The following is a 22,402-nucleotide window of genomic DNA, read 5'->3' on the forward strand; positions in this document are numbered from 1 at the left end:
AGCGTATCGACGAGGCAGCTTGCCGGAGACTGCTAACGGGGTAAGCTGGCTGCTCCTTGATAGCAGCCGAAAACTGGCGAGAGTCTACCGTGTCGAACTCACCGTTCTCCTTGTCCCCGTTCGTCATTCGAGCGTTTCCGACGCTGCGAGCGCACCATGCTGGATAAGTGGCTCACGGCGACACTGGACGACGCATCGGTCTCAAGCGATGACCCATCGAGCCCCTCCTTTCGGGAGAATTCGGACGAGGGTCGTCTATCCGGCGGCCGTTATCGGATCCACGGCGAGGGCATCCTCGAACTGACGCCGGACGTCGTTGCCGCAGACGCGCGTAGCGTGGTGATCTCCGCCGGCATCCATGGCAACGAGACCGCCCCCATCGAGCTGGTCGGCGAGCTGCTCGCGGCGCTCGAGACCGGGCGTCTCAAGCTGGGCGCGCCGCTGCTGATCATCCTCGGCAACATCCCTTCGATCCGCGCGCAGAGCCGTTTCGTCACCACCAACCTCAACCGTCTGTTCCGGCAGGATTGTGATCAAACGGGCGATCAGACAGGCGATGAGCCGGAACGAGCGCGCGAGCTGATGCGGGCGGTCGACGATTTCTTTGCAAGACATCCCGATCACCGCCTGCATCTCGACATGCACACCGCCATTCGTGACAGCCGTTATCCGCGCTTTGCCGTCGTTCCCTTTACGGAAACGGTGCCCCGTGTCGAGAAACCGCCCCAGACGCGGTCAGAGATACAGCCTTCGTCGAGTTGGCAATCGCTAGCGGCCGCGGGTATGCAGGCCGTATTGTTCCAGCATCAACACAGCTGGACCTTCTCCCACTATTCGCGCCATTACCATGCGGCCGAGGCCTATACTCTCGAGCTGGGCAAGGTGCGGCCTTTCGGTGCCAACGATCTCGACGCCTTGAGTGGCATGCGGACGTGGCTCGCCGCCCTCGCCGAAGGGCGCCCGTCCACAGGGGGGAAGCTGGATGATCTTCGTTTCTTCCGGGTCGCTCACGAATTGATGCGCACGAACGACACCTTCCGCCTCGCGTTTGACGACGACGTCGCCAACTTCACCGAGTTTGCCGTCGGCGAAACGCTCGCCGACGACGAGGAGAGTGGGCCCTTCATCGTGCAGGACGCACCGCTCTCGGTGGTCTTCCCCAATGCAAACGTCGAGCTGAATGCGCGGGCGGCATTGCTGGTCCGGCCATGCCCGCTGCCAGACTCGCACTAGCGATTCACGACATTCCCAACAATGACAACACGCTCAGGAGTTTCTCAGCATGAACAATAAGTTACCGTCCGATTACCGCGCATCCATCGCGCCACGCTGCCGCTCGAATCCGGCGTTGTCTGGAACCTAACGGCGAAACTGCTAGAATCGCCGGATTTTTCGCCGGGGAGTCGGCGTCGCCAGCATCATCGAAAGATGGCACCCTCGACAGCAAGACGGGCCATCAGACGCCGCGCCGCTTCCCGCCAGCCAACCCACTCGGTGGACAACATCATGGCCGCGACCCCCATCCCCCTGGAAGCACAGGGCATCAAGAAGCGCTTCGGCGACGTCGAGGTACTCAAGGGGATCTCTCTCCAGGCTCACAAGGGCGACGTCATCACGATGATCGGCGCGTCCGGCTCCGGAAAGAGCACCTTTCTTCGCTGCATGAATCTGCTGGAGCAGCCCGATGAAGGTGAATTGATCGTCCACAACGAAAAAATCAACTTTCGTACCACCAAGAAGGGCCGGGAACCGACGGACTGGAAGCAGGTAGAACGAATCCGCGCCAAGCTCTCGATGGTTTTCCAGAACTTCAATCTCTGGTCGCACATGACGCTGCTCGAGAACGTTATCGAAGCGCCCGTCCACGTGCTCGGCAAGCCCAGGAAACAGGCGATCGAAGAGGCCCGTGCCCTGCTCGATCGCGTCGGCCTGCTCGATCGCGCCGACTACTTTCCGACCCAGATGTCCGGCGGCCAGCAGCAGCGCGGCGCGATCGCCCGGGCGCTGGCGATGGATCCAGAAGTCATGCTGTTCGACGAACCGACCTCCGCACTCGACCCGGAGCTGGTCGGCGATGTGCTCAAGGTCATGCGCGATCTCGCCGACGAGGGCCGCACCATGATTCTGGTCACCCACGAGATCGCCTTCGCCCGCGACGTTTCCAGTCAGGTGATCTACCTGCATCAGGGCGTGGTGGAAGAGACCGGCACGCCGGCCGATGTCCTCGACAACCCGCGCTCCGAGCGCCTGCGCCAGTTCCTGGCGCCCAAGCACTGAGGCGGAAACCATCATGATCGACCTGCAAGGCTACGGTCCGCGCTTGCTCGAGGGGGCGCTGGTCACCGTCGAACTGGCGGTGCTATCGCTGATACTGGCAGTCATCCTGGGGCTGTTGACCGCCAGCGCCAAGCTGTCGCGCAATCGACTGATCCACGCGCTCGGTACGCTCTACACCACGCTGGTGCGTGGCGTGCCGGATCTGGTGCTAATGATGCTGCTGTTCTACGGCGGCCAGATCGGCATCAACATGCTCACCGACCAGCTCTACTACGCCTTCGACATCGACATCTTCATCAACGTCAACGCCTTCGTGGCGGGCGTCATCACCATCGGCCTGATCTTCGGGGCCTACATGGGCGAGACCTTCCGCGGTGCCTTTCAGGCGGTCGAAGAGGGGCAGATGGAAGCCGCACGCGCCTACGGCATGAGCCCCCTGCTCGCTTTTCGGCACGTACGTTTCCCGCTGATGATGCGCCATGCGCTGCCGGGGATCGGCAATAACTGGATGGTATTGCTCAAGACCACCGCGCTGGTCTCGATCATCGGCCTGACCGACATGGTCCGTGTCGCTGCCGAAGCGACCAAAGCGACCCACGAACCGTTCATGTTCATGATTCCGGTCGCGATGGTCTATCTGCTGATCGCCACGCTTTCCGAGTGGGGCTTCGCCAGGTTGACCAAGCGCTACAACACAGGCTTCGGGGAGTCCAGCGAATGGAACAATTGAGCGGCTGGTTCACCGAACTGCTATCCGGCAACCTGATCTTCACGGCCAATACGCTGAGCTTCTACTGGGACGGCCTGGTCACCACCGTGCAGCTGGTCTTTCTGTGCCTGCTGCTGGGCCTCATCCTGGCGGTACCGCTGGCCATCGGCCGGGGTTCGAAACGCCGCTGGATCAAGTTGCCGATCTACGCCTACACCTATGTCTTTCGAGGCACGCCGCTGCTGATCCAGCTCTACCTGGTGTACTACGGCGTCGTCTTCTTCGACGGCATCCAGGACAGCATCTTCTGGGTGGTGTTCAAGCAGGCGTTCTTCCCGGCGCTGATCGCGTTCACCCTCAACACGGCGGCCTACACCACCGAGATCTTTCACGGCGCGATCAAGAATACCGCCAAGGGCGAGATCGAGGCGGCCCGCGCCTACGGCATGTCGCGTAAGCTGATGATGCGACGCATCATCCTGCCCAGCGCCTTCCGGCGCGCCCTGCCGGCCTACGGCAACGAGGTGATCTTCATGCTGCATGCCAGCGCGGTGGCAAGCGTGGTCACGATCATGGACCTGACCGGCGCGGCCTACTATGTCTACGCTCGCTTCTACGCGCCATTTCAGGCTTTCATCTTCGTCGCGCTGATCTATCTCTGCCTGACCTTCAGTATCATGTTCGTGTTCCGCAGGCTGGAGAAAAGACTGCTGGCGCATCTGCGCCCGCTTGGGGGCTGACCGCCCACGACTGATCTTCAAAGGAGTCACCGCCCGACGCTCTGCCATTCATCCCAAGTTACTGATCAAAAGTTACTGATCAAAAGTCACCAATCACAAGAGAGAATTCCTCATGAACAAGTGGATCACCAGCGCGCTGATCGTCGGCGGCCTTCTCGCCGGCCAGGTCTCGAGCCAAGCCGTTGCTCAGGACGGCGATAAGCATGACGCCATTCGTCTGGGTATCGACGTGCCTTACGAGCCCTTCGTCATGCGCGATGCCGACGGCCAGCTCGAAGGCTTCGAAATCGATCTCGGCAACGAGCTCTGCGCCCGCGCCAACCTCGACTGCAGCTGGGTCGAGCAGAGCTGGGACGGCATCATCCCCGGCCTGCTGGCGCGCAAGTACGACGCCATTCTGTCGTCGATGGCGATCACGCCGGAGCGCGAACGCCAGGTGATGTTCTCGCTGCCCTACTACAACACGCCCAGCGTCTGGATCACCGCTCGCGATCGCGATATCGACATCGACGACAAGGACTCCCTCAAGGGTCTCTCCGTCGGCGTGCAGCGCGGCACCATCCGCGACGTCTACGTCACCCAGGAGTATGGCGACGTGCTCGACATCCACCGTTATGGCTCCTCGCAGGACGTGGTCAACGACCTCAAGTCCGGCCGCCTCGATCTGACCTTCGAAGACTTCCCGATCGCCAACGACGCCATCGATTTCCGTAAAGACGACAGCCCCTACAAGCAGCTCGGCGACAGCATCAAGACGCCGACGTCGATCTTCGGCAAAGGCGCCGCCATGGCGTTTCGCCAGCGCGATAAGGATCTCGCGGCGAAGTTCGACAAGGCGATCTGCGAAGTCTATGCCGACGGCACTTTCGACAAGCTGATGGAACAGTACTTCGACTACGACCTGTCGGTGCGTCCGAGCGAGAAGGACTGCGCCAAGTAAATCGTCATCATCCGCCCGGCACGCAGGCCGTCATGCCAGCGGCCGGGCTTTCGATCTTCGAGCCGAGGAAGCGTCGTGGAACATCAGAAGCATGCCTTGATCAGCCCGGTGCCCGGCACCGAGCGCCATATCGACAGCTTTCATTTCGGCCCTGCGGATGCCGAACGGCACATCTATGTGCAGGGCGCGCTGCATGCCGACGAACTGCCCGGCATGCTGGTCGCCTGGAACCTGAAGCAGCGTCTGGCCGAACTCGAAACCCTGGGCCAACTGGCCTGCCGCGTGACCATCGTGCCGGTCGCCAATCCGGTGGGGCTGGATCAGCAGCTGATGGATACACCGCTCGGCCGCTACGATTTCGAGAGTCTCACCAACTTCAATCGCCGCTACGTCAACGTCGCCGCCGAGATCGCCGAGGGGCTGGACGCGGCGCTGAACGGCGACATCGCCCACAATCGTGACGTGATTCGTGACCGCTTCGACGCCGCACTGGGCGCGGCGCTCACCGAAACCGGATCGCTCACCACGCTGGAGTCGATGCGACTGACTCTGCAGCGCCTGGCCTGTCGCGCCGATTTCGTGCTCGATCTGCACTGCGATTTCGACGCCGTGGAGCATCTTTACACCACCCCGGCAGCGTGGCCGGTGTTCGAACCGCTGGCACGCTACTTCGGCTCCAAGGCCAGCATGCTCGCCACCGATTCCGGCGGACAGTCGTTCGACGAGTGCTTCACGCTGGTATGGGAACAGTTGCAGCAGACCTTCGGCGAGCGTTTCCCGATCGATTACGGCTGCCAGTCGGTGACGCTGGAACTGCGCGGCCAGCGCGACGTCGATCATCAGCTTGCCGATCACGATGCCCAGGCAATCATCGATTGGCTGCGACATCTGGGCCTGGTGGCCGGCGAGGCACCGGCGTTGCCCGAACTGGCCTATCCCGCCACCGAACTGGCGGCGATGGATTTCCTGCACGCCCCGATCGGTGGCCTGCTGGTGTTTCATGCCAAGCCGGGCGCCGCCGTCGAGGCCGGGCAGCTGATCGCCGAGATCATCGATCCGATCAGCGATCACGTCGAGCCGGTCCACGCGCCGCAGGCCGGCATGTTCTACGCGCGCAGCCAGCGTCGCATGGCCACCGCCGGGATGATCGTCGCCGATATCGCCGGCCATCAGAGTCACCGCAGCGGCTACCTGCTGGCGCCGTGAATCAGACGTTGACTGGTATGATATTCAACCGTGTAAGCTTTCGTTATGCTGCGGTTGTCGTCCACTGGATATCGCGGGCCTTCCTCCATCGGGATAGCCGCGAACGAACCGGGGGCCAAGTCGCAATCCACAACAACACACGCATCCCAACAGAGAAGCGATCCATGAAAAAACTGCTGACTACCAGCCTGCTCGGCGCCGCGTTGATCGCGGGTGTCGCCCAGGCTCAGGATACCGAACAGCTGCGTATCGGTGTCGATGTCCCCTACGAGCCGATGGAATATCGCACCCCGGATGGCGAGCTGACCGGTTTCGATATCGAACTCGGCAACGCCATGTGCAAACAGATCAAGGCCGATTGCGAGTGGGTCGTGCAGGCGTGGGACGGCATCATCCCGGGGCTGCTGGCGCGCAAGTACGACGCCATCATGTCCTCGATGACGATCAACGACGAGCGTCGCCAGACGGTGCTGTTCTCCGATCCGTACATCAAGCCGCCCTCCGCATGGTTCGCCGCCGCCGACAGCGGTATCGATTCGGTCTACCCCGAAACGTTGAAAGGCAAGACCATCGGCGTCCAGCGCGGCACGCTGCAGGACAACTACGTGACCGACATGTACGGCGACGATGCCAACATCAGTCGCTACACCACTGCCGATGACCTGGTGCTGGACATGGACGCCGGACGCGTCGATATCGCCTTCCTCGACTTCCCGGTCGGCAAATCCACGCTGCTGGACAGCAAGGACGGCGACTACGTAAGCGTCGGCGACATGATCAGCGAGCCGGAGAAATATTTCGGCGAAGGTTTCGGGATGGCTTTCCGTCCGCGCGACAAGGAGCTCGCCCAGCGTTTCGACGATGCTCTGGCTACGCTGAAGGACAACGGCACCTACGACAAGATCTACGACAAGTACTTCAAGACCCAGCAGTAAATGCTGCCGGTTTGAGAGCAAGCGCTTCAAGACCCGGCAGTAACCGCCTCCAGGGTTCGCTTTCATTCGCCCTGGAGGCTTCGGAGTTTCAAAGTTTTACAGCTCCGATATTTGACGATTCTGAAGTCTCGAAACCCCGATCCCCGTATCGGGGTTTTGCGTTTCAGGGCCGCTACAGGTCTTCGACGTTGTGGCAAACGCGTCCTCGAAGAGGGCGATGTCGGCACCAACCGCGCGGCTCGCGAGCATTTCCTGATGCCGACGGGCCCGAGAGCGAAGAACAGCGCGACGTGAACGGCGGCGATTAAGACACCGCAGAACGAGCCGAGAATTCGCACTACCCGTCTCTGTCGACCGCTACGTAAGACAGCAATTGTTTACCGTTCTGAGGTGGAGAGCCGATCTGGCGATCCGTATTCTGCAGGCAACGCTCAGCCGGTCGGCAATAGAAGGCTCTTTTCAAGGCATCGTATAAAAAGACGAATTGCCCGTAGAGGCTATCGCGTCACGTCGCAGGGGGACTCATGGAACAGTGGCTCAATCCAACACCGGAAGCGATAGCGCTGGGCCTGGGCCTGTGTTCGCTCGCCATGGTCTATCGGTATCTTTCCCGCACCATAGTGCTCGCTACCCTCATCATCTGGTCGACGCAGTGGATCGAGTGGCCGTCTACCGCGACGGGTGTCACCACGGCGGTCATTGCTCTGGTGGTCACGCTCGCCACGCTATTGGCCGTCTTTACCATGGTGCTCGAGCAGCGTCTGCCGGCCTGGCTCGCCACCTCGATGCCGCCCGGCGGCCGCGGCGCGGAGGTTGCCGTTCAGGTAGCCGCGCATCCGGTCAGTGGCAAACTTCAGATATTCCATCTTTCGCGCTGGTTCGAAGCCGTCTTGATCGATCCGGCCAACCCTCCCCTGCGCGACGGCGAGACCGTCTATCTGATCCGCTGGGAAGCCCGACGGGCCTGGGTCAGCCGAGTCCGCAGCCATGCCCCGACACCCCCTGCCCAGAAGCGCTGGCAGTGGCAGCTGCGGCACCGCGAAGTGGCACCTGCAGCACCATCGGTCCGCGGCCGGAATCGAAGAGCCTTAACGGAAGCCACCGTTCAAGAGATGACTTCGAGCCAACGTCGGCGCCTGTCATCGAAACGAGTCTGGCGTCAGATCTAAGCCGGTGATGGCCGCGCAAAACGGGCCACCAGCCTGGCCATGGCCGGTCCCACCAGAACGACGGTAAATAACCTTAGGGTCTGCAACGCCACCACCAAGCCCACGTCGGCATGGGTATCGATGGCAATGATCGTCATCGAGTCGAGACCGCCGGGGCTGGTACCCAGGTAGGCGGTAATGAACTGGGTGTGCATCAATAGCGTCATCAGCCAGGCTGACAGCGCGCACAGCGCGATCAGCACCAGCGAGGCGAAGATCATCTTGCCGAGGGCGCGCGCGATGTTGTGTACGGTCTCCCGATCGAAGCGCAAGCCGACGTAGGTGCCGATGATGCCATACGCCACCTCGAGTAGCGGCTGCGGCAGTACGATGGTGATCACACCGGTCAGGTGGAGGACGCTCCCCAACACGACGGGGCCCAGCAACGCACCGGCCGGCAGTCGCCGGTCGAAGATCCACACGCCGATGACAACGACCCCGAGCGTCGCCGCAAAGCTTCCCAGCGCCCCCAGGCTGGCCGGCAGATTGGCCGCATGGCCGCCACCACTGTTATCCGTCACCCCGAGATAGTGGCTGACCAGCGCTCCCACCAGCACGACGCAGACCACCCGCACGTACTGCATCGCCGCCACGATCCGCGGATCCGCATCGCTCTCTTCCGCCATCGCCACCATTGCGGCAGCCGCGCCAGGCGTCGTGCCCCAGGCAGCGGTCGAGCCCGGCAGCCCACCGTAGCGCACCAGTCCGATACCCACGATCAGGCTCAGCAGCAGCGTGATGGCGGTCGCGATCAGCATCACCGGCCATGAATCGAGAATCTTGAACAGCACCGACATCGTCAGCGTCTGCGCGATCAATACGCCGATCACGCCCTGGCTGAGCTTGAAGCCAATGCGCGGCAGTTTCAGGCCGCCGATCATTACGCCATAGGTGATCGACACCGCCATGGGGCCGATGAATCCGCCAGCCGGCATGTGTACCGCGTTGAGCAGGCGGTTGGCGATGACACACCCGACGACGAGCAATAGCCAACGGACCCACGTCGGAGGAGACAGGCGAGGTGGATGCGAGCGAGGCGCGGGAGAATCAGCGGGCAAGGTCGAACTCCGGTAAAAGGCTAATGGTATCAAGTTCGAACGATTTCGGGCAGCGTTTGTCGACAATCCTTGCATCCATTATTGGGCTATCGATACCGGCTCGTCGAAGATCAGCCCCCCTTTACGTCGCTACCGTGGAAGGCTGCTACAGTCAGAGAGCAACGCGATGCCATCCCCACCCCGTGGAGACCGACATGCTACGTAACCTCCTGACCTCATCCAGTGCTGCCTTGCTGTTATCGCTGAGTGGCGAATCGTTCGCCCAGGCGCCGGTCCAGAGCGGCCTGCCCAATGCACCGGATCAAACTCCGGCGTTCGACGGACAGACTCGCGCTCCCGCACTCGAGGACGATATCGACCTGTCGATGAAGACGATCGCCAGGGGCCTCGAACATCCTTGGGGGCTGGCCTTTGTCGACAATGACATGGCGCTGGTGACCGAACGAGCCGGGCGCCTGCGCGCCGTCGACCTGCAGGCCGGTACGCTTTCTCCGCCCATCGAGGGCCTGCCGAAGATCGACACCCGCGGACAGGGCGGTCTGTTCGACGTGAGCCTCGACCCCGACTTTGCCAGCAACCGTCGAATCTACTTCAGCTACGCCGAACCCAGAGGCGACGGCGAAAATGGCACCAGCGTCGCTCGCGGCGTCCTCAGCCAGGACCACAGCCGGCTGACCGATGTCGAAGTGATCTTTCGTCAGACCCCGGCGTGGGACTCCACCAAGCATTTTGGCTCTGCCCTGGCATGGGACGACCAAGGCCGGCTCTACGTGACGCTGGGAGAACGCTCTTTGCCGGAACCGCGTCAACTGGCCCAGGATCTGAATACGCATCTGGGCAAGGTGGTGCGGATCGATGCGGACGGTTCAACGCCCGATGACAACCCGTTTGCCGGTGGCCACGATGCAGGTGCCGAAAGAGACGGGCTGGCCGAGATCTGGTCCTACGGTCATCGCAACGTTCAGGGGGCGGCGTGGGAATCGAACAGCGGCAAACTGTGGACGATCGAACATGGCCCCAAGGGAGGCGACGAACTCAACGTCCCTCAGGCCGGCAAGAACTACGGCTGGCCGGTGATTACCTACGGCGAGGATTACAGCGGCGCACCGATCGGCGATGGGCTGACCGCCAAGGAAGGGATGGAGCAACCGATCTACTACTGGGATCCGGTCATCGCCCCGGGCGACATGACCTTTTATCGGGGAGAGCGCTTTCCCGACTGGCAAGGCAATCTGATCATCGCCTCGCTATCTCCCGGCGGTCTGGTCCGGCTGACGCTCGACGGTGAACGGGTGACCGGCGAGCAGCGCCTGGCATCGTCTCTCGGTCGGGTCCGCGACGTGGCGGAGAGTGCCGACGGCGCGCTGTGGGTGCTGACCGATTCCCGTGACGGTGCGCTGATCCGGATCACACCCGAGAACGAGTGAGGTGAAGCGAAGGATCCCGGCTCAAAGCGGCAGATGAATGACGGCGCTCTGGATACCGTCGGCATCGATCCATAGCTTGCCCAGCGTGATCGGCAAGCGAAAGCGCCGCTTGCCCGCCGCGCCAGGATTGAACCACAGCTGCCGACCGGCATCGGTTTCGCGCCACTCGTTGCGCGGCTTGTGTGAATGCCCATGGAGAATGGCCTCACAGTTCATCCCGGCATCGATATCCGAGACATCGTGTACCAGCTGCAACGCTCTGCCATTGATCACGAGCCGGCGATGCGAAGGCAAGGCCGCGCATTCGCCCTCGCGATCGATGTTGCCTCTGACGGCGAGCACCGGAGCGAGTTCAGAAAGACGCTCGAGAATAGCGGGATCGCCGACGTCGCCGAGATGAATCAGCAGAGGGCAGCCCGTCAGCAGCGTCAGTGCCTCGTCGCGCAGCAGGCCGTGAGTGTCCGAGATGACGCCGACGGGGGCGTCGATCTCGAACGTTTCCGTAAGTGCCGTCATGTCATGCACGCTCCCGAACCGTTTCCGGCTGTCGATGGCGCGAACCCAACGGAAAACGGCCCCACTGGGGCCGTTTTCACAGGGGCGTCTTCTTTATGCAAGACTCGGCTTCAGGCGCCGCCCGGGTTGGATTTGACCTTGGAGGTTTTTTCCATGCTCTCGTAGCTCAAGTTGCCCTGAGCATCGACGTGGCAGGTCAGATTGTACTTGGCGTTACCCTCGCCGAGCAGATCGACCAGCAACTCGAAGGTATCGCCCTTCTCCAATTCGCTGGCCTTGTAATCCTTGGCGTTGGAGTCATAGATGGAATTGCCGTCGAACTCCTTGCCGTCGTCATCCTTCTGCACAGCGAGATCCCGGCACTCTCTGGCCAGTTTGGGAGCGCCCTTCGACTGAACGTCTGTCTCGTGGGCATTTTCCTGCGCGTTGGTCTGATCGCCCGACTGCTTGTCCAAGGTCGGTTCATCACTCGTCTTGTCCTGAGCCATCGCTCCGCCTGAGGCCAGCATCACGCTCAGTGCCAAGCCCATACCGGCATTCATTATCCATTTAGACGACATTTGCACCTCTCCCTGTTGTGCCATTTGCCCTCGCAGTATAGGAGAGGGCTGGATCGCTGCACGAAAATCGCTTTGGCGTAACGCTCAGCCCCACAGCCGACGGCTGGCAATGGCCGCACCATCACTCAGCGCCTTGAGCTTGGCCCAGGCGACGTCCTGGGCGACGAACTCGTAGCTGGCGAAGGTGCCGAAGCCACAGTCGGTGCCCGCGATGACACGCTCGCGATCGCCGATGGCATCGACCGAGGCGCAGATTCGGTTGGCGACGACTTCGGGGTGTTCCAGATAGTTGGTGGTGACGTCGATCACGCCGGGTATCAGCAGCATGTTATCCGGCAACGGATGCGTCTTGAATGAGACGGTCTCGTGCTCGTGACGCGGATTGCCCAGAGGAATGCTCAACGCACCGACCTTGGCGCGGTAGAGGATCGGCAGCAGATCGGCCACGGGCACGTCGTCCTGATGCGGGCCCTGCCAGTTGCCCCAGCAGACGTGCAGACGCACCTTTTCGGCGGGAATGTTCTCGAGTGCCAGATTGATCGCCTCGACATGCAGCTCGACCCGTTCGAGAAACGTGCCAAGGTCGGCGTCGCCGAACATGATGACCCGCTCCATGGCCAGATCCGGCGCGTCGAGCTGGAGGATATGCCCGGCCGCCACGATCGCTTCGTACTCCTGCTTCATCTCCCGCGCCACGGCCAGCACGTAGTCGCGGTCGGTCGGGTAATCGGGATTGTTCTCGGCACGCAGCATGGTGGTGGTCACGACGCCGGGAGAAGCCGCCGTCATGAAGGTCTCAAGCGGTGCCCGTCCCTGGGCGAGCGCCGTGGAAAAGGATGCGAGCTCGGCCTTCACCCCTGAAAGCGTCGGATCGTACTGCAGCGCACGCTGGGCCAGCGGCGTGTTCCAGACCTTGGCCAGATCCTCGGAAACACCGATCTGGCGCGCCATGTGTGCGGCATAGCCGGGAAAACGCTGAATATCCAGCGTCGGCTTGCGCCGTCCTTCGCCACCGAAGCCGGTCATGCGCTCGGTGACGTAGGTCGAGAACCCCACCCGCGGCGCTTCGCCGTTGTTGATGCTGTCGAGCCCGGCATCCAGCTGCGCGGCGATGACGCCATTCAGACAGTCGGCGACCTCGCGATCGAATACCGCGGTGTCGACCGTCTTGCCCTGCTCACGCATGACCAGCATTTTCGACAGCTCGAGGGTTCGCGGCAGGCTGCCGGTGTGGGTGGTGATGATGCGATCGCGACTGGTCTTCATGGTGTTCCCTCGGTAATCAAATGGGCGGTGATTGGTGCGTTCGCCAGCGCGTTTGCCGGCGCAATGGTCCGATCCGGCTTCAGCGAAGCAGCGGAAAACGATGCCGCCAAGGATACCCAAGGCATTCCCCCTCCGGCGCCGATAGCCCATGAAAGTTATGCAGCTTGATCATGAATCGAGCTCAGGTTTGCCGCGAAGGAGATCTGCATGCCATAAAAAACGCCCCGAGGTGTTGGCCTCGAGGCGTTCGCTGGGCTCAATCGCCGTAACTGACAGCGACCGACGATTCGATCATTCGGCGTCGATCACCAGTCGATCACTCCTCGATCGTCGAATCAGTCTTCCAGCGCTTCGGGCAGGTCGGTAACCGCGCCCAGAGAAGCGGAGCTGACCGTCTTGGCGTACTTGGCCAGGGTACCGCGGGTATAGCGCGGCGCCGGGCGCTTCCAGGCCGCACGGCGACGATCCATTTCCGCGTCGTCGATATGCAGCGTCATCACGTCGTTCTCGGCGTCGATGGTGATCTCGTCACCATCCTCGATCAGACCGATAGGGCCGCCGACGAAGGCTTCCGGCGTGATGTGGCCGACCACGAAGCCGTGGCTACCGCCTGAGAAGCGCCCGTCGGTGATCAGCGCCACCTTGTCGCCCAGGCCGCGTCCGGTAATCGCGGAGGTCGGCGTCAGCATCTCGCGCATGCCGGGGCCGCCCTTGGGCCCTTCGTAGCGGATGACGACGACGTCGCCGGCGACCACGGTGAGATTATTGATCCGCGCCTGCGCTTCTTCCTCGGAGTTGAACACCCGGGCGCGACCGGTAAAGCGCGTACCTTCCTTGCCGGTGATCTTGGCCACCGCGCCTTCCGGTGCCAGGTTGCCGTAGAGAATACGCAGGTGGCTGCTCGTCTTGATCGGATTGTCCAGCGGCTTGATGATCGCCTGATCCATCGGGTACGGCTTCACGCCAGCCAGATTCTCGGCCAGCGTCTTGCCGGTCACGGTGATGCAATCGCCGTGGAGCAGGCCTGCGTCGAGCAGGATCTTCATCATCGGCTGGATACCGCCGATCGCGACCAGCTCGCTCATCATGTAGTGGCCGCTGGGACGCACGTCCGCCAGTACCGGCACGCGCTTGCCGATCTCGGTGAAATCGTCGAGCGTCAAGTCCACGCCGATGGTGTTGGCGATGGCCAGCAGATGCAGCACCGCGTTGGTGGAGCCGCCGAGGGCGATGACCACGGTGATGGCGTTCTCGAACGCCTTGCGGGTCATGATGTCGGAGGGCTTGAGGTCCAGCTCCAGCAGTTTGAGTACGGCTTCGCCGGCGGCGCGGCTGTCGTCGTTCTTGGTCTGCGAGACCGCTTCCTGGGCCGAGGAGTTGGGCAGACTCATGCCCATGGCCTCGATCGCCGAGGCCATGGTGTTGGCGGTGTACATGCCGCCGCAGGAACCCGGCCCGGGAATCGCGGTTTCCTCGATCTGCTTGACCTCGATCAGCGACTTGTTGCCCTGGGAATAAGCCCCCATCGCCTCGAACACCGAAACGATATCGGTATGGCCGGCGCCGGGCTGGATGGTGCCGCCGTAGACGAAGATGCTGGGACGATCGAGGCGCGCCAGGCCGATCATGCAGCCCGGCATGTTCTTGTCGCAGCCGCCGATGGCGACCACGCCGTCGAAGCCCTCGCAGCCGGAGACGGCCTCGATGGAGTCGGCGATGATCTCGCGCGAGGCCATCGAATACTTCATGCCCTCGGTGCCGTTGGCGATCCCGTCGGAGATGGTGATGGTGTTGAAGATCACGCCCTTGCCACCAGCGGCGTCGGCGCCCTCACTGGCCGCTTCCGCCAGCACGTTGATATGGCTATTGCAGGGTGTCACCCGACTCCAGGTCGAAGCGATGCCCACCTGCGGCTTCTTGAAATCCCCGTCGGTGAAGCCGACGGCGCGCAACATCGCGCGACTGGCGGCCTTGCCGGGACCATCGACCACCTTGGCGGAATGGCGACGGCGGTGATCCGTATTGGCAGGAAAATTGTCGTCCGGAAAATCCTGGCTCATCGAGCGCTCCTGTTTTTCGTCTGTTCGCCTCGCGGGCAACTGGCTGCCTCAACGGGCAAAATTTGAGCGATACATGCCGGCTGGGTGATGCGGCAAAAGATGACGGTCGGCATGCATCATGGGTGCCACGGTCAGATGACAATGCACGGTCGTAAGGGCTCTTGTGAAGCGTAAAGCGACTCTTTCGAGGTGGCTCAACCACGCCCCGCGCAGAAAAAGGGTGGCCCATTGTAGCCGCCCGGAGCGCGTGCGGACATCCGACCATGGCGGAAAACGCGCCTCGCCGTCAGCCAACCCGAATATGCAATACTGGCGGGCGCCTGATCCGGCCTAGCCTTCACTCCCACCGCGACCCGAGCGAGCCTGCCATGTTCGACTTCAAGGAAATCGAAGCCTTCGTCTGGATCGTGCGGCTGGGATCGTTCCGCCTTGCTGCGCGCCATCTGCACCTGACGCAGCCGTCGGTGTCCGACCGTATCGCCAGGCTCGAATCGATCGTCGGCGAATCCTTGCTGGAACGGACTCAGCGGCCGATCAAGCCGACCCCGAAAGGCCGTCAGTTCTACCGTCACGCACTGCGGCTGATGGAGGCCCGCGAGGAAGCCATGGCCATGCTGGAGCTGGCAACGCCCTTCCAGGGCACGTTGCGTCTGGGCGTCGTCGAGTCGATCGCCCATAGCTGGCTGCCCCAGTTCCTGGCCGAGCTGTCGCGCCGCTTTCCGGAAATGACGCTGGAACTCGAGGTGGATAGCTCACCCGGCCTGGCCACCAAATTGCACAACCACGATATCGACATGGCGTTTCTGATGGGGCCGGTCAACGTTCAGGAAGTGTTCAATCGATTTCTCTGCCACTACACCATGGGGCTGATCGCAAGCCCCCGACTCGGGCTCGACCCGGCGCATTTCTCGCTGCACCGGCTGCGCGGTCTGCCACTGATCACTTTTGCCCGGGACAGCCGCCCCTACCGCGAGCTCGGCTCGCTGCTTCATCAGCACAAACTCGAACACCTCAAGCTGCACTGCTCCAGTTCGCTGTGGACGATCGTGCGGATGACGCTGGATGGCCTGGGGCTCGGCGCCATTCCTCCACGCCTGGTGCAGGACGAGCTGGCCGAGGGCAAGCTGATCGCATTGCCCATCGAACTGCCCGAGCTCGAGTTCACCGCTTCCTGGCCTCAGCATCTGGACAAGTCGCTGGCCGAGGGCGTCACCGAGCTGGCGATCGAGATCGCCCGACTCGATCAGCAGCACAACACGCCGGCTGTGGAAGGAGCAGCCTACAGCGACTGAAAGATTATTCCGATCGATCAAGATCAAAAAAATCGATTTGCCTTATCAGCAGCGGCTTTTTATTGTCGAAGGATAATCACAACCGAGTCATCGACATGACCGCCGACGCCCTGACCGATCTCTCACGACCGCTCGCCGCCCGGCAGGCCATCCGTCATGGCCAATGGCAGCGACACACCAGCGGACTCGCGCCGGGCTTTGCTCAGGCTAACCTGGTCATTCTCCCCGCCCGCTACGCCGAAGACTTCCTGCGTTTCTGTCAGCGCAATCCCCGCGCCTGCCCGTTGCTGGACGTGACCGATCCCGGCGATCCGCATCCGCGCTCGCTGGGTACCGATATCGATCTGCGCCATGACGTGCCGCGATACCTTGTCTACCGGAACGGCATCTCGAGCGCGGAGCCCACGGATATCGCCGAGCTGTGGCAGGACGATTTCGTCACCTTCTCGATCGGCTGCTCGTTCTCGTTCGAGGACGCCCTGATCGCCGACGGCCTCGAAGTCCGTCACATCCAGCTCGGTCGCAACGTGCCGATGTACCGCACTCGGGTTCCGCTCGAACCCAGCGGCCCGTTCGGCGGCAACCTGGTCGTCTCGATGCGCCCGTTCAAGCCGGCCGACGCCATTCGCGCCATCCAGATCACCACCGACATGCCCCGGGTTCACGGCGCGCCGGTGCATATCGGTCTGCCGGCATCGCTGGGGATCGCCGATCTGGCCCGGCCGGATTTCGGCGACGCGCCGGTCATCCACGACGACGAGCTGGCAGTTTTCTGGGCCTGCGGCGTGACACCCCAGGCCGCCCTGGAAGCCGCAGGCCTGCCCTTGGCGATCACTCACAGTCCGGGGCACATGCTCATCACCGATATTTCCAATCATCGACTGAAGTTCGGCTAGAACTGGAAGTACTGGCTGGAACCAGAAGTATTGGCTGGAACCAGAAGCACGGCTATAGCCCGAGCCAAGCGGGCGATCCTCGACGCAACGCCGTGAGAGCGACTCGACATCGATAGCGCGACACAACATCAATAACGAACGCCAACAACGAGGCTTACCACCATGATCTGCAAACACGCAAAATCCACCCGTCAAACCCGTATCGCGGCAGCGCTGATCGCCACCGCACTCGGTGCCGGCGTCACGACCACGGCATCGGCCGAGACATCCCTCAACGTCGTCGGCAGCTGGGGCAGTCTCGAACTGCACCAGAAATTCGAGCAGCCGTTCTGGGGCGAGACATTACCGAAAGCCAGCGATGGCGATATCACTACCCAGGTCACCAGCTTCGATCAGATGGGGATCGCCAGCGGCGACGTCTTTCGCTATCTCGGCGACGGTCTGTTCGACGTCGGCATGACGGTGGGCGACTACACCGTCAGCGATGCCCCGGAGCTCGAAGGTCTCGATCTGCCGATGATGACGACCGATACCGACAAGGCCCGCGCGGTGGCGGACGCCTTCCGCCCGATCGCCGAAAAAGCCATGAATGAGCGCTTCAACAGCCATGTGCTGGCGATCGTTCCCTACCCCGCCCAGGTGCTGTTCTGCAACACGCCAATCTCGGGTCTTGCCGATCTCGAGGGCAAGAAGGTTCGTGGCAGCGGCCGCTCGACCGGCGAGTTCCTCGAGGCCCTCGGCGCCCAGAGTCTCAACATCGCCTTCAACGAGGTCCCTGGATCCCTCGAGCGCGGCGTGATCGACTGCGCCGTCACGGGATCGATGTCCGGTTACAGCGCCGGCTGGTACGACGTATCGAGCCACATGCTGCCGCTGCCCATCGGCGGTTGGGACTACGTGATTACAGCCATCAACCAAGATAAGTGGAGCAGCCTGAGCGCCAACGAGCAGCAACTGATTCAGGCACAGGTCGACAAGCAGTTCACCGCACCGGTGTGGACGAACGCCAAGACCGAAACCCAGCGCGGCATCGCCTGCCTGACGGGCAAGGGTGATTGCCCGGCCGGCAAGCCGGCCGGCATGACGCTGGTCAAGCCGACCCAGGCCGATGTCGATCGCGCTCACAAGGCCCTCGAAGACGTGGTGCTGCCCGCCTGGGCCGGCCGCGTCGATGCCGACACCCTCGAGCAGTGGAACGCCGGCGTCGGCAAGATCGTCGACCTGCAGGCCAAGGCGCCCTGACCACCGTTAGCGCGCGCGTGTCGGCCACGGCCGGCACGCGCGGTTCCCATCACCGATGGACAGGACCCTCTCATGTCACCATTGATCCAGAGCCTGGACGGGCTGGTGCGCTTCACCCGCGGCCTGTCCCGGCTCGCCGCGCGCGTGATCGGACTCGCCCTGCTGGCCGTCGTCATCTTCATTGGCGTCGAGATCCTGCTGCGCAAGCTGGCCGGTCACTCGCTTTCCGGTGTCCACGAATACTCGGGCTACGTGCTCGCCGTGCTATCGGCCTGGGGGATTTCCCACACCCTGCTCGAACGGGCGCATATCCGTATCGACGTCGTCCATGGCCGCCTGCCGCCACTGTCGCAGCACGCGCTGAATATCGTGTCGCTGCTGGCGCTCAATCTGGTGGCGTGGACGATCGCGCTGAACGCCTATCCGGTACTGGCCAAATCGCTCGCCAACGGCTCGACCGCCAACACACCGCTGGCCACGCCGCTGTGGATTCCCCAACTGCTGTGGGCCGCCGGCTACTGCTGGTTCGCCTTCACCACCAGCGTCATCGGCTTGAGGGTGCTGGCCGCGCTGTGCCAGCGGGACGCGCCCACTCTCGATGCGCTGATCGGCATGGATAACGGCGAACTGGCCGAAGCGCCGCTGACGAAGGAGTCACGCTGATGCTCGGATTTCTCTCTGTCGGCATCATGGTGTTACTGCTGGCCGGCATCCCGGTGGCGGTCACGCTGTTTCTGCTCGCTTTCGGCATCGACCAGTTCTTCTCGTTCTTTCCGCTGACCAAGGCGCTGGGGCAGAACCTGTGGTCGGCGGCGGACTCGTTCCTGCTGATCGCGATTCCGCTGTTCGTGCTGATGGGCGAGATCATCGTGCGCGCCGGTATCGCCGAGAAGGCCTACCGCGCCATGGATCACTGGCTCTCATGGCTGCCGGGCGGCCTGATTCACGCCAACATCACCACCGCGGCGCTGTTCTCGGCGACCTCGGGCTCGTCGGTCGCCACCGCCGCGACGATCTCCACCGTGGCGCTGCCTCAGGGCGACAGGCTCAACTACGATCCTCGCCTGTTCTGCGGCAGCATCGCGGCCGGCGGTACGCTGGGGATTCTGATTCCGCCATCGATCAACCTGATCGTCTACGGCTTCCTGACCGAAACGTCGATTCCCAAGCTGTTCATGGCGGGGCTTATCCCCGGCCTGGGCCTGTCGCTGCTGTTCATGGCCGTGGCGCTGGTACTGTGCTGGTGGAAGCCGAGCCTCGGCGGCCCGCGTAACGTCGCCAGCTGGAACGCGCGTTTCCGGAGCCTGGCGTTTCTCGCGCCGCTGCTGATCCTGTTCGCGGTAATCGTCGGCTCGATCTATCTCGGCTGGGCGACTCCCACCGAAGCGGCCGCCGTCGGCGTCATCGTCTCGTTGGGGCTGGCCGCCGCCAATCGGCGCCTGGATCGCCCGATGCTGATGGCCGCGCTAGACGGTACGGTCAAGACGACCTCGATGCTGCTGTTCATCATTCTGGCCGCCTCGTTTCTGAACTTCGCGCTGACCTCGTCAGGGCTGGTCCAGAAACTGACCACGCTGCTGAACACCTACGATCTCTCGCCCTACGGCCTGCTGCTGGCGGTCATCGCGCTGTTCATCGTGCTGGGTTTCTTCATCGAGACGCTGTCGCTGATGGTGATCACCATTCCCATCGTCACGCCGCTGATCGCGGCCGCCGGCTTCGACAAGGTGTGGTTCGGCATCATCATGATCCTGTTCGTCGAAATGGCACTGATCACCCCGCCGGTGGGCCTCAATCTCTACATCGTGCAGGCCGCCCGGCGCGGCAAGCCATTCTCGGACGTGATCGTCGGCACCCTGCCGTTCATCGTCGCCATGCTATTGATGGCCGCGCTGCTGGTGATATTCCCGAGCATCGCGCTGTGGCTACCCGACTCGCTGTGACTCTCATTCATTGACGCCCTGACTGACGCGCTCAATGACGCACCCTTGAACAGGAAAACGATCTCATGCTGACTTTCGAAACCCCGCAGGGCACTTTCACTCTCTCACCTCAGCGCCTGGCCATCGCCGGCTGGGCCGGCCGCGATCAGGCCGGCGTGCAGCACCATATCGAGGAGCTGGCCGAGCTCGGCGTCAAGCCGCCGTCTAGCGTGCCGCTGTTCTATCGTGCCAGCGCCCAGCTGCTGACCCAGGCGCCGGACGTCGAGATGCTCGGCGGCGAAGGCTCCGGCGAAGCCGAGGTCTGTCTGGTCAGCGATAGCGAAGGTCGGCTGTGGGTGACGCTGGCCTCCGATCACACCGACCGCAAGCTGGAAGCCGTGGGCGTGGCCGAGTCCAAGCAGCTCTGTGCCAAGCCGGTCGCCACGCAGGCGTGGGCGCTGGAAGAGATCCGCGAGCACTGGGACTCGCTGGAGCTTTCGAGCGAGATCGAGGAGAACGGTCACACCGCCACCTATCAACAAGGCACGCTCGCCGAGCTGCTCGACGTCGATACGCTGCTGGCCAAACTGCCCACCGCCCTCAAGCAGGGCGAATTCCTCGCGCCCAACACGCTGCTGCTGTGCGGAACGGTGCCGGCGATCGGCGGCATCCGCCCCAGCGCCTGCTTCTCGATGACGCTCAACGACCCGGTGCTGGATCGCCGCCTCAGTCATGTCTATACCGTCATCGAACTCGAGGTGGCGCAATGAGCTCATCAGAGACGCCGCAGGATGCCGCGACAGCGTTCTGGGCTCGGCCGCCGCGTCGACGGCGGCTGGCGGACTGGCAGGCAGCGTTAGACGCCGGCGACTTCACGCCGGCAGACGCACTCGAGGCGTTGATCGAACGGGCGAAGACGATGCCCGACGTCATTGCCACGGCCTTCATCGAATTCGATGCCGACAAGCTGCGTGACCGGCTAACGCGGATCGATCCGAACGAGTCGTTGGGCGGCATTCCGATCAGCATCAAGGATCTGTTCGATGTCCACGGCGAGGTGACCCAGGCGGCTTCCCGGGTGCTGGGTAATAGCGCACCCGCCGCGGCGGATGCGCCCTCGGTAGCCCGCCTCCGGCGCGCCGGCGCGCTGTTGACCGGACGCACCTCCATGAGCGAGTTCGCGTTTTCTGGGCTCGGGCTCAATCAAAATTTCGGCACCCCGCCCAACCCGTTCGACGCCGAGCGTATCACCGGCGGCTCGACCTCCGGCGGCGCGGCTTCGGTCGCCTTTGGCCTGGCGGCGGCGACGCTGGGTAGCGACACCGGCGGCTCGCTGCGGATACCGGCCGCGTTCTGCGGGCTGACCGGCTTCAAGCCCAGCCAGCAAACCGTGCCCGGCGAAGGTGCCTACCCGCTCGCGCCAAGCCTGGACTGCGTCGGCCCGATTGCGCCCAGTGTCGACTGCTGCGCGCGGCTGTGGTCGGTGCTGGCCGATCGGCCGATGCCGGCGCTGAATTCCGCCCCGCGGCCGCTACGCCTGGCGATCGCCGATGGCGGGCTGCTGAGCGAACTGGACGACGCCGTCCGCGACGGCTTCGAAGCGGCCGTGGCCGCGCTCCAAGCCAAGGGATGTGACATCGAACGCCTGAGCTTCGAGGCCGTCGACGGCGCGCTGGCGATCAATCAGCAAGGCGGCCTGGTGGTGCCCGAAGCGGCGGCACTGCATCGTGATCAGCTCGCGCAAGCCGAGGCGGACTACGATCCGCTGATCGCCGAGCGTCTGAACGGCGGTCGGGATATCAGCGCCGCGGATTACCTCCAGCGTCTATGGCCGAGAGCCGGCTGGCAGCGGCGCTTTGCGGCCGAGATGAGCGGCTTCGACGCCGTGCTGCTGCCGACGGTAGCGACGTTGCCGCCAAAGCGAGCCGAGCTCGAAAACGATGCCACCGCGTTCCAGAGGGCGAACCGGCTGGCGCTGCGTAATACCAGCGTCTTCAACTATCTCGACGCGGCTTCGATCTCGTTGCCCTACTTCCCGGCCGGTGCCGACCTGCCGATCGGCCTGATGCTGTCGCGCCCCCAGGGCGACGATGCCGCGCTGTTGCAACACGCGAGTGTCGTGGAAGCGATGTTGGGAGACTGATCCGC

Annotated in this window: 21 protein-coding genes; 16 read left to right on the forward strand and 5 right to left on the reverse strand. The window is 63.1% G+C overall.

From position 1 onward, the window contains the following. Positions 1–156: 156 nt before the first annotated feature. From ACUN9V_RS07020 to ACUN9V_RS07055, 8 genes are all read left to right on the forward strand, one after another. Positions 157–1,233 carry a succinylglutamate desuccinylase gene (locus tag ACUN9V_RS07020; protein WP_445510865.1) on the forward strand — a complete coding sequence of 359 codons (1,077 nt, stop codon included), beginning with the start codon at positions 157–159 and terminating at the stop codon, positions 1,231–1,233. Positions 1,234–1,506: 273 nt separating this feature from the next. After that, positions 1,507–2,277: an ABC transporter ATP-binding protein gene (locus ACUN9V_RS07025; protein WP_075560990.1), complete on the forward strand. Its 771-nt coding sequence runs from the start codon at positions 1,507–1,509 to the stop codon at positions 2,275–2,277. A 13-nt stretch (positions 2,278–2,290) separates the two neighbouring features. Beyond that, on the forward strand, positions 2,291–3,007 hold the full coding sequence (locus ACUN9V_RS07030) for an ABC transporter permease (RefSeq protein ID WP_075560989.1): 717 nt from the start codon (positions 2,291–2,293) through the stop codon (positions 3,005–3,007). Then, positions 2,995–3,726, forward strand: a complete 732-nt coding sequence (locus ACUN9V_RS07035) for an ABC transporter permease (protein ID WP_445510866.1) — start codon at positions 2,995–2,997, stop codon at positions 3,724–3,726. The genes ACUN9V_RS07030 and ACUN9V_RS07035 overlap by 13 nt, the downstream gene beginning before the upstream one ends. A 112-nt stretch (positions 3,727–3,838) precedes the next feature. Next, a complete protein-coding gene (locus ACUN9V_RS07040; protein WP_445510867.1) occupies positions 3,839–4,666 on the forward strand; it encodes a transporter substrate-binding domain-containing protein in 828 nt (275 codons plus the stop codon). Positions 4,667–4,741: 75 nt separating this feature from the next. Continuing rightward, positions 4,742–5,872, forward strand: a complete 1,131-nt coding sequence (locus ACUN9V_RS07045; protein ID WP_445510868.1) for a succinylglutamate desuccinylase/aspartoacylase family protein — start codon at positions 4,742–4,744, stop codon at positions 5,870–5,872. A 164-nt stretch (positions 5,873–6,036) separates the two neighbouring features. Next, positions 6,037–6,807, forward strand: a complete 771-nt coding sequence (locus tag ACUN9V_RS07050) for a transporter substrate-binding domain-containing protein (protein WP_075560985.1) — start codon at positions 6,037–6,039, stop codon at positions 6,805–6,807. Positions 6,808–7,331: 524 nt separating this feature from the next. Continuing rightward, entirely contained in the window at positions 7,332–7,976 is a 645-nt protein-coding gene (locus ACUN9V_RS07055) for a hypothetical protein (RefSeq protein ID WP_445510869.1), read from the forward strand. Here ACUN9V_RS07055 and ACUN9V_RS07060 read toward each other — a convergent pair. Beyond that, complete coding sequence (locus ACUN9V_RS07060; protein WP_445510870.1) at positions 7,973–9,073, reverse strand: AbrB family transcriptional regulator; 1,101 nt, start codon at positions 9,071–9,073, stop codon at positions 7,973–7,975. The genes ACUN9V_RS07055 and ACUN9V_RS07060 overlap by 4 nt on opposite strands. 194 nt (positions 9,074–9,267) lie before the next feature. Between ACUN9V_RS07060 and ACUN9V_RS07065 the strand changes: the two genes are divergently transcribed. Then, a complete protein-coding gene (locus ACUN9V_RS07065; protein WP_445510871.1) occupies positions 9,268–10,500 on the forward strand; it encodes a PQQ-dependent sugar dehydrogenase in 1,233 nt (410 codons plus the stop codon). 21 nt (positions 10,501–10,521) lie between these two features. Here the strand turns inward: ACUN9V_RS07065 and ACUN9V_RS07070 are convergent, their stop codons facing one another. The 4 genes from ACUN9V_RS07070 to ilvD form a co-directional block, all read right to left on the reverse strand. Next, positions 10,522–11,016: a metallophosphoesterase family protein gene (locus tag ACUN9V_RS07070; RefSeq protein WP_445510872.1), complete on the reverse strand. Its 495-nt coding sequence runs from the start codon at positions 11,014–11,016 to the stop codon at positions 10,522–10,524. 110 nt (positions 11,017–11,126) lie between these two features. Beyond that, the gene (locus ACUN9V_RS07075; RefSeq protein ID WP_445510873.1) at positions 11,127–11,576 is read right to left on the reverse strand and encodes a hypothetical protein; all 450 of its coding nucleotides are present in this window, start codon (positions 11,574–11,576) and stop codon (positions 11,127–11,129) included. 84 nt (positions 11,577–11,660) lie between these two features. Then, positions 11,661–12,842, reverse strand: coding sequence for a hypothetical protein (locus ACUN9V_RS07080; RefSeq protein WP_445510874.1), 1,182 nt, complete (start codon positions 12,840–12,842; stop codon positions 11,661–11,663). Between the two features lie 335 nt (positions 12,843–13,177). Continuing rightward, positions 13,178–14,902, reverse strand: coding sequence for a dihydroxy-acid dehydratase (gene ilvD, locus ACUN9V_RS07085; RefSeq protein WP_445510875.1), 1,725 nt, complete (start codon positions 14,900–14,902; stop codon positions 13,178–13,180). A 368-nt stretch (positions 14,903–15,270) separates the two neighbouring features. On the opposite strand from ilvD, the gene ACUN9V_RS07090 reads away from it, so the two are divergent. The 7 genes from ACUN9V_RS07090 (at position 15,271) to ACUN9V_RS07120 (ending at position 22,397) form a co-directional block, all read left to right on the forward strand. Continuing rightward, positions 15,271–16,194: a LysR family transcriptional regulator gene (locus tag ACUN9V_RS07090; RefSeq protein WP_445510876.1), complete on the forward strand. Its 924-nt coding sequence runs from the start codon at positions 15,271–15,273 to the stop codon at positions 16,192–16,194. Between the two features lie 95 nt (positions 16,195–16,289). After that, positions 16,290–17,090 carry a putative hydro-lyase gene (locus ACUN9V_RS07095; protein ID WP_445510877.1) on the forward strand — a complete coding sequence of 267 codons (801 nt, stop codon included), beginning with the start codon at positions 16,290–16,292 and terminating at the stop codon, positions 17,088–17,090. Positions 17,091–17,252: 162 nt separating this feature from the next. After that, positions 17,253–18,332, forward strand: coding sequence for a TRAP transporter substrate-binding protein (locus tag ACUN9V_RS07100; protein WP_445510878.1), 1,080 nt, complete (start codon positions 17,253–17,255; stop codon positions 18,330–18,332). A 72-nt stretch (positions 18,333–18,404) separates the two neighbouring features. After that, the gene (locus tag ACUN9V_RS07105; protein ID WP_439285636.1) at positions 18,405–18,995 is read left to right on the forward strand and encodes a TRAP transporter small permease subunit; all 591 of its coding nucleotides are present in this window, start codon (positions 18,405–18,407) and stop codon (positions 18,993–18,995) included. Then, entirely contained in the window at positions 18,995–20,275 is a 1,281-nt protein-coding gene (locus tag ACUN9V_RS07110; RefSeq protein ID WP_110692422.1) for a TRAP transporter large permease, read from the forward strand. The genes ACUN9V_RS07105 and ACUN9V_RS07110 overlap by 1 nt, the downstream gene beginning before the upstream one ends. 65 nt (positions 20,276–20,340) lie before the next feature. Then, on the forward strand, positions 20,341–21,024 hold the full coding sequence (locus ACUN9V_RS07115; RefSeq protein WP_445510879.1) for a DUF2848 domain-containing protein: 684 nt from the start codon (positions 20,341–20,343) through the stop codon (positions 21,022–21,024). Next, on the forward strand, positions 21,021–22,397 hold the full coding sequence (locus tag ACUN9V_RS07120) for an amidase (RefSeq protein WP_445510880.1): 1,377 nt from the start codon (positions 21,021–21,023) through the stop codon (positions 22,395–22,397). Before ACUN9V_RS07115 ends, ACUN9V_RS07120 begins: the two co-directional genes overlap by 4 nt. Positions 22,398–22,402: the final 5 nt, after the last annotated feature.

The sequence above is a fragment of the Salinicola sp. V024 genome (assembly GCF_052645315.1).